Source organism: Bacillus sp. JJ864 (assembly GCF_036963045.1).
Lineage (GTDB): Bacteria > Bacillota > Bacilli > Bacillales > Bacillaceae_G > Bacillus_A > Bacillus_A pseudomycoides_C.
This window is the reverse complement of the sequence record NZ_JBALLY010000079.1, coordinates 1-8,212: the sequence shown is the minus strand read 5'-3', so window position 1 is coordinate 8,212 and position 8,212 is coordinate 1. Positions and strand designations below refer to the sequence as shown.

Here is an 8,212-nt window from a genome sequence, read left to right as displayed (position 1 = left end):
CTAATATATACGTTGATATACAATTTTTGAACAATAGTAAAAAATATTAGGAAATAAAAAAAGCAGCCCCTTTTCTAAAAAAAGTCTGCTTTTTCATTAAGTTTCGTTCTTTCTTCTCTTTGATTATACAGACTAGAAATCCGTTATGGTCTAAGTCCATCTAAAGAAGTAGTAACATTTATATCAACCGTTCCTACTCCATTTACATTCCCGCTTTCTGTATATTGCCAAGCATTAAATCCGTTCCAATCACTTAATGTAGTTGGAGTAGTAGAGTTATATCTGGAAATCCAAAGAGGTACATCACCAAGTCCGGATATATTAAAACCATTTACATACCAAGGCCCTGTATAAAGCATAACGCGTTTTCCTGTTGTCTGCTGCACATAATCAATAAAAGTACGTGCCCATTTTGTCACATACGGCCCTGTTATATTACCTGTCGGACTAGATGGTGATTCCAGATCAAGGACAGGCATTAAATCCGTATGATATTGATTCAATACATCAACAAAATGTTTTGCTTCCGCAATCGGGTCATTTTGTTCTGGACGAGCAAAGTGATATGCTCCTACTAAAAGACCTGCTGCAGATGCATTTTGTACGTATTGTCCATAGGTTGGATCAGTATATGAAGTACCTTCAGTCGCTTTCATATAAGAAGCATTAATACCAGACTGCTTTACTTGATTCCAATCTATATCTCCTTCCCAGTGTGAAACGTCAATAAATGTATAAGAAGGTTTCAGTGTTGTCGTTACTTTACCAAATCCTGTACCTTGCATATATTCCACTTCGATCCAGTGAACATCCGACAATCCATTTGCTGCATTTGAGTTATCTTGAATATTAATTCTTGATGCTTTTTCATTGTAAGCATTATATCCCCATGTATCTACAACTTTTTTTCCATCTACATATACACGAACTCCATCATCCGCTCCTGTATACAGAAGGTACTGACCAGCTTTCAGGCGCTTAGCTGTAACATAACGTGCCGAGAAATGAGTTCCTGGTACACCTGTAGCCGGTGAGCCTTCAAATCCATTCTCATCTTGCAAACCACCATTTGCTGCTTGTGAAATGGTCTTCGCTGCAACCGGATATCCAGAAAGAGATTCATTCGGATAGTAATAGGCAAGCCAACTACCAAATGGTACTACATCTGAGAATACAGCTGCTTGTCCACCATCTTGATAATATTGCGTATGAATACTATGGGAACCTGCTGCTACGTTTGGTAATAAAACACGATTCGTTTCACCGGCAGCTAACGACCAGCGATTAATAACTAAATTATTATCAACCGAAACCTTTACGCCATCGTCAGCAAACGACTGAACAAAATAATCTCCTCCAGACAGTTGCTTATTCTGAACAAAATCACCTTGGAACTGTTGAGAAGGAAAACCAGCAGGACTTCCATATCCCCAGTTATAATGAACTTCACCGTTTGGATCGAGCTGCGTATAGGCAGTTTGCGAAGAAAGTATATTCGCATCAACCCAGCCTAAAATACGATCGCCTTGCTTAATTTTATTCCAAGTGGTCGAACCTTTTGTTGCACTTTGTACAACTTGTACCATTTGAAATTTGTAATCATTTGTAGGCGCTACGAATTTCGCTCCATATTCTCCATACGGTAAGCTCCATATACCATCACCGTTTGTCGACGGCTTAATAACTGCCGATCGATTCTCATCTTTAATATTAGTTAAATCTGTAAGAGACTTTCCAGCATCAAGCCATCCTATTATCTTACCGTTCTTTGCTACTTGATTCCAATTAACGTTTCCGATTGTTGCAGTTTTCACAACTTGAAGCGTTTGATAAGCATAATCATTTGTACTTTGTACATATTGTGCACCAGCAATGCCGTACGGTACAGTCCATATGCCATTGCCATTCGTACTTCCGATAACAACCGAAAAGTTTGCCGGCTTTACTAATCCTGCATTGTCTAATGCATTACTGCTAATCCAGCCAATTGCTTGACCATTTAGACTAAACTTATACCATTGTGTACCTTGGTATGTAACGCTCTCGATTAACTGCAGATCTCGTAAAGCATATTGATTGGTTGCCCCTAAATAGCTTGCACCTGGAAGGCCATATGGCATGCTCCATATACCATTGTCATTTGTCGCCCCCATAACAGCCGCCTGATTTATGGCTTGTATATTTGTCAAGCCACTTAACGTACGACCATCGAGCCATCCAATGACTTGATTATTCATGCTAAATTGATACCATGTGACATTTCCAATCGTTAATTTCTGAAGCAACTTTATGTCTTTTCCTACATAATTATTAGTAGAACCGACATAGCTCGCACCATTTACACCATATGGACTAGACCAAACTCCGTTCCCTGCTGTATAGACGATTAGCTGATTCTGATTAACATTCGTTGCAGCATTTAAGACTTTACTATCAAGGTATCCTCCATCTTTTCCTTCTACCTGCACATGATACCAAAGCACACCCCCAACCTGCACACTACCAATAACATGAACCATCTTACCATTATATTTAGTAACGTCTCCAAGATAACTAGCACCTTGTAAGCCATATGGTACTGACCATACGCCGTTACCATTCATGTTATTTTTGATCAAGCCATCGAAATTTACCGCTTGTTCATTTGTAACTGTACTAGCTGCCAAAGCCGTGTTCGCATTTCCAACAATTACTGTTTGGGTACCACAAACAGTAATCGCGGTACATACAGATAGCCAAAATTTCTTCACTTCTAGACACCCTCTCCTTAAATTGTAATAATCTTGTAGCTGGAAGAGGTCTATTTTTATGTAATCTTTTAATATATGTTTTAATAAATAAGATCCCTAACATTTATGTCCCTCTCTACTACCCTTACATATTACTATTTTTATAGAATTTTTCATATAGTTTTTTCGACAAATTTCCCGAATTTTTTAACATGCATAACCTTGAATAACCTTTTTATGGAAATGTTTATTCATATTCAACACAAATAAACGACGCCTTCTAGCACACAACAATTTACTATTCTAATATAATTTCTAATTATTTTTGTTTATATTTTTAAAATAGTATTATTTTTCTATTTTCATATTTTATGTACTTGCACTTTCTTTAGGGAATATTAATGGATTTTATCCCGCTATTTATAGATTGTAGCCCTCCAGCCTTTTAGAAGACCACTACTAAAAATCTCTAATAAATTTGCTAAAGAAGAAATCTATCACATTATATATTTTAACATCCTTATATTCAATAACAACACAAATTATAAATTAAGTAGATTCAAAATGAGTACATTAAACCAAATATTACAATCATTCTCTCCTCCCCCTTATATAACATTCGAATCAACTAATCATTTTGTGGGGGTAGTTTTTTAAAATTCATTCAATACATTCGGGAAAACTTTGAAATATATTGCAAAAATATCTATATAATACACTCCTTGTGTACCTCTTCGCTTCTTACTATCCTGTTGTACTCACGTTAAACAGAGTAGAAAAATAAATCTGACTACCGCTATAAACACTTTCATCATTTCATTACTTGAATAACAAAAGTAATTCGATTATAATCTAATTAGATAAACATTAAAGTAGGTGATTTCTAAATGCAATTAAGCAAAATTGTTGAGTTTCATAAAGCATTAGGTGATCTTACACGTGTTCGGATTATTGCCTTGCTCCAGCAAGGTCATTTAAGCGGACAAGAGATTGCTGGAAAGTTAGGACTTAAGCCCCCAACAATTACCCACCATATGACAAAGCTACGAGAGGTTGGCCTTATAAAAGAACGCCGTGATAAAAATACGATCTATTTTTCTCTTAATACAAAAATATTGGAAATGAACGCTAAGGCTATTTTTACTGTAGGAACAGGAGGCGATTCAAATATGGAAATGTCGGTTACCGAAAAGGAACGTTCAGCTATTATCAATAATTTCTTCACAAAAGATGGAAAACTAAAAACCTATCCTGCACAGCGAAAGAAAAAACTTGTCGTACTTGCACATATGGTTAAAGGATTAGAATTTGGAAAAGTTTATCAAGAGAAAGAAATTAATGAATACTTAAAGCAATTTCATGAGGATTACGCAACACTAAGACGTGAACTCATTATGTGCCAATATATGTACCGAGAAAATAACCAATATGAGTTAAACCCCGTTGAGTTGTGGTGGTTAAAATAAAGCGGAACTTCCCTCAGTGGAAGCTTACTGCCTGTTAATACGGGAGAAAGGGCGTTACTTGGCGCCCTTATTTTTTTAAATAACTAATTAGATAATTATAAAACAAGGAGGATAGCTATGAATATTTCATTTGTAAATGAAGAAAAACAATATCGAAGGTTATTTTTAGCTGGTATTGTCAATGGTATTGGGGATCGCTTTAGTTCCGTAGCTGTGCTAGCGATGCTATTACATGTAACAGGTTCAGGGTCGGCTGTAGGAATGACTTTAGCCATTCGTCTCATACCCTCTTTATTTTTTGGACCAATAGGCGGAAGGTTGGCTGATTGATTTTCAAGAAAAACAATATTAGTTGTAACAGACCTTATAAGAATTATCTTTGCCCTGTCCTTCCTATTTGTTCAAGGTAAAGAAGATATTTGGATTGTTTATTTAAGTTCGTTTATGTTAGCCGCAGGAGAAGCTATATATGGACCGGCAAGAAAATCAGCAATACCTAGGCTTGTTCATAAAAAACATCTCGTAAAAGTTAATAGTTTGGAACAAGTCATGATAGGGATCGTTTTAATCATTGGAGCACTTTCAGGCGGAATCGTTTCGTCTATTTTCGGACCTAATGTGACGTATTGGTTAAATGCAGGATCATTTTTAGGAGCTGCTGCCATCAACTATGCGATTAAGTTTCCAGAGAATGAAAGTAGAAAAAAGGTAGAAAAGTCCGAAAATCTAATTTTCACCTTCAAAAAGGTAATCTTAATGTCTATTACGGTGCAAATTCTTTTTTTCTGTGAAATATTAATAGCTTCTATAAATGGAATTGATAATGTTTTAATAAGCGTCTATGCGATTAACGAATTCCATCTTGGTGATATAGGCGTAGGTCTTTTTTATGGTGCATTAGGTATTGGCTTAATATTAAGCTTTTCTGTTGCAAATCGACTACAAAAAAATTTCCTTGTTACAGGTTTAGTATGTCTATTGCTAGAGGGGATATTTCAACTGCTATTAAGTCAAACCCATCTAGTCGTTTTTGCATTTCTTATATTTTGCGGAGCTGCATTTATGTCTGGGATTGGTAACGCATGCTTTGATACGATTCTTATGAAGGAAATTCCTGAGCAACACCACGGAACTATATTCAGAATATTGGCAACGATTATAAATACTGTATTAGGAATATCTATGTTTATTTCTGGAGCAGTGCTACAATACCTTACGCCCCGCTCCTTAGGTTTGATTGGGGGTATTGCCTATATTCTTATTGCCATTTCTCTAATTGTAACCATTTCAGCGAAAGCATGTCGAAAAAGAGGTATCAATTGAGAGGCACCTCTTTTCCTATGAAGACTTTCTCCTATTTCTTCAATTAACTAAAAAAATTACAAACTATAACTAGGTTCCCCCTTTTTTGTACTTACCTTAGTCATGCTTATGTTTATGTTTATCTTTTTTATCTTTTTTATCTTTATTTTTTTTATCTTTGTCTTTTTTATCTTTATCTCCACCATGATCTGTGTCTTCATTACTATTACCTTTACTATCATCCTGTTCTGGATTTTGAGCTTCCGGTAAAATAGCTGCGGATGGAGCCACTGCTGGTGGAACAGTGTCAGGACTAATCCCATTAATGTACAGTTCATTATTCATTTGATATACGCTGCTCGGCTGTTGGAATCTAGATGTGTCTGTTCCAAACGCTTGAATCATTGCTTTAAAAATAAGGTGTGAGATTTTTGTTGTATCTCCAAGCATATAATTGCCTGGGCCATTCTTCGCATAGCCAGTCCAAACAACCATCGTGTATTGTGGTGTATAACCGGCAAACCAACTATCATTTGTTGCTTTAAATGGATAGTCGAACTCACTGAGTGTCTTTTCGTCAAAGTTTGTTGTTCCCGTTTTTCCTGCAATATCAAGACCTGCTACATTAGCTGCTGTACCTGTTCCGTTAGAGGCATTCACTACACCACGAAGCATATCGGTAATCATATAAGCCGTATAATCATGCATAACACGTTTACCTTTCGACTTAAAGCTTGTTTCTTTGCCGTCTGAGAAAACAACTTTTGTAACAAAATGCGGTTTTGTATACACACCATCGTTCGCAAATGCACCATATGCTCCTGCCATCTCAAGAGGAGACACAAGGTTACTTCCAATTGCGTAAGACTCATAAACCTGATTATTAGGAAACGTAATCCCAAGTGATTGCGCAAACTCTTTTGCTTTATTCAAACCAACTTTTTGTAATGTTTTCAAAGCCGGAATATTACGTGACTCTACTAAAGCATTTCGCATAGACATAGGACCTTTATAATCCGTATAAGCGTTTCGAATAGGTTTTCCATTTGAGTAATGATACGGTTCGTCCACAAGTTGGTGGTACGTTGACCATTTTAAATTTTCAATCGCCGGACCATAATCAAAGATTGGTTTAAACGTCGAGCCTGGTTGGCGGTTTATATCAATAGCGAAATTATTTCCTCGGAATGTTGCTTTGTATTCATTGCGGCCACTTCCAATCGCACGTACTTCACCCGTTTTCGAATCCATAAATGTGAAAGCTGCCTGGAAACGGTCATTCGGGTAACTCACAATATCTTGCGTATTCATGATTTTATCGGAATACTGCTGTGCTTTTGGATCGAGTGTCATATAAATTTGAAGACCATCTGTACCGATATTGACATCTTTTAACTTGTCTTCAACTTCTTTTGTTGCAGCATCTAAAAATGCTTCGTAAGGCATACCTTCTTGATTGGTTTTTGGAACAATCCCTTTCGTTACCGGAACTTTCATCGCATCCTGCATTTGTTGCTTCGTGATATATCCTTGTCTCTGCATAGAAGTTAAAACAAGGTTACGGCGCTTTGTCGCTGCTTCTTCGTTTTCTGGTTTGGACGGATCGTAGTTATTTGGACTTTGCGGTAGTCCTGCCAACATAGCAGCCTGCGGAAGGGTCAATTTTTTCAAATCATTCGCTTCGATACCGTAATAATTTTTGGCTGCAGTAGCAATGCCATAAGAGCGGTTTCCAAGGTTAATTTTATTCAAATATATTGTCAAAATATCGTGTTTAGAATATTTTCCTTCCAACTTATACGCCAAGTACCATTCCTGTATTTTTCGTTCTAATGTTTTTTGAGGAGACAAAAATGAGTTTTTAATAACTTGTTGTGTAATCGTACTTCCGCCCTGAGAACCGAAGTTCCCAGTCAAGTTTTCGAAAATTGCTTTACCGGTTCGTTTTATGTCTATACCATGGTGTTCATAAAAATGAGAGTCTTCTGTTGCAATAAATGCATCTTCCAACACTTTTGGAACTTGATCATAAGTGATTTTTGTTCGTTTTTCCTTTCCATATTCATAGATAAACTTTCCGTCTTTATCATAAAATTTCGTGGATAGTGGGTCCACCAATTTTGAGGCCTCTATTTGGGGAGCGTCCTTAATATTGTAAAAGAAAATAGCAACTCCTGCTACTATTAAACTGAGGCCAATTAGCAAACAAGCAAGTAAGATTTTTTTCAACATTGATCCTTTTTCAGAGGACTTTCCACTTCCGTTTTGTTTTTTCTTTGTTTGTTTTCGTTCTTCACGAGAACGATACGTTTCTGACATTTTGTTCTCCTCTACGTTTGTTTCGTTTACTTATGAAAGTTGCAGACCATGTTAAATAAGTCCCTTTTGTTAACTTACTACCTACTAAATTACGAATATTATATTTGGCCTAGCACTTTCTCATCTATAACACGTACATAACGTACTAAATAGGAATTTATGATATAATCTCCTTCGTCACTTTTCGCAACAAAAAACTTGTCATGTTTCACTTTTTCTAAGACTTCTTGTATAACCTCTTCCTTTTTAACACCTAATCCTTTTATTATTTTTTCTTTTTTAATATCATTATCCAAAGTATAGCAAACAGTAAATTCCTTCAAATTGAATCTCCCTTTCTAGTACATTTTCCATTGTTTTTAATAAAGGTGGGCTTCTATATAATTACAACTTAAA

5 protein-coding genes and 2 pseudogenes are annotated in these 8,212 nt (G+C 36.2%); 3 read left to right on the top strand and 4 right to left on the bottom strand.

The genetic code is table 11. The features are described 5' to 3' along the window. Nucleotides 1-149: 149 nt before the first annotated feature. A pseudogene (locus V7024_RS13530) lies at nt 150-728 on the bottom strand (glycoside hydrolase family 25 protein); the annotation flags it as partial. Between the two features lie 27 nt (nt 729-755). Beyond that, nucleotides 756-2,750, bottom strand: a pseudogene (locus V7024_RS13525) (GW domain-containing glycosaminoglycan-binding protein); the annotation flags it as partial. An 866-nt stretch (nt 2,751-3,616) separates the two neighbouring features. On the opposite strand from V7024_RS13525, the gene V7024_RS13520 reads away from it, so the two are divergent. The 3 genes from V7024_RS13520 to V7024_RS13510 all read left to right on the top strand — a co-directional run bounded on the left by V7024_RS13520 (nt 3,617) and on the right by V7024_RS13510 (nt 5,518). Further along, nucleotides 3,617-4,195, top strand: coding sequence for a metalloregulator ArsR/SmtB family transcription factor (locus tag V7024_RS13520; RefSeq protein ID WP_335520824.1), 579 nt, complete (start codon nt 3,617-3,619; stop codon nt 4,193-4,195). A 117-nt stretch (nt 4,196-4,312) separates the two neighbouring features. Further along, nucleotides 4,313-4,525 (top strand): hypothetical protein, encoded by a 213-nt coding sequence (locus V7024_RS13515; protein WP_335520822.1) that lies wholly within the window; start codon nt 4,313-4,315, stop codon nt 4,523-4,525. A gap of 15 nt (nt 4,526-4,540) precedes the next feature. Beyond that, nucleotides 4,541-5,518 (top strand): MFS transporter, encoded by a 978-nt coding sequence (locus tag V7024_RS13510; protein WP_438824467.1) that lies wholly within the window; start codon nt 4,541-4,543, stop codon nt 5,516-5,518. 96 nt (nt 5,519-5,614) lie between these two features. On the opposite strand, the gene V7024_RS13505 is transcribed toward V7024_RS13510, so the two are convergent. Next, a complete protein-coding gene (locus V7024_RS13505) occupies nt 5,615-7,816 on the bottom strand; it encodes a transglycosylase domain-containing protein (RefSeq protein WP_335520821.1) in 2,202 nt (733 codons plus the stop codon). A 98-nt stretch (nt 7,817-7,914) separates the two neighbouring features. Beyond that, nucleotides 7,915-8,139, bottom strand: a complete 225-nt coding sequence (locus V7024_RS13500; RefSeq protein WP_251228677.1) for a hypothetical protein — start codon at nt 8,137-8,139, stop codon at nt 7,915-7,917. Nucleotides 8,140-8,212: the final 73 nt, after the last annotated feature.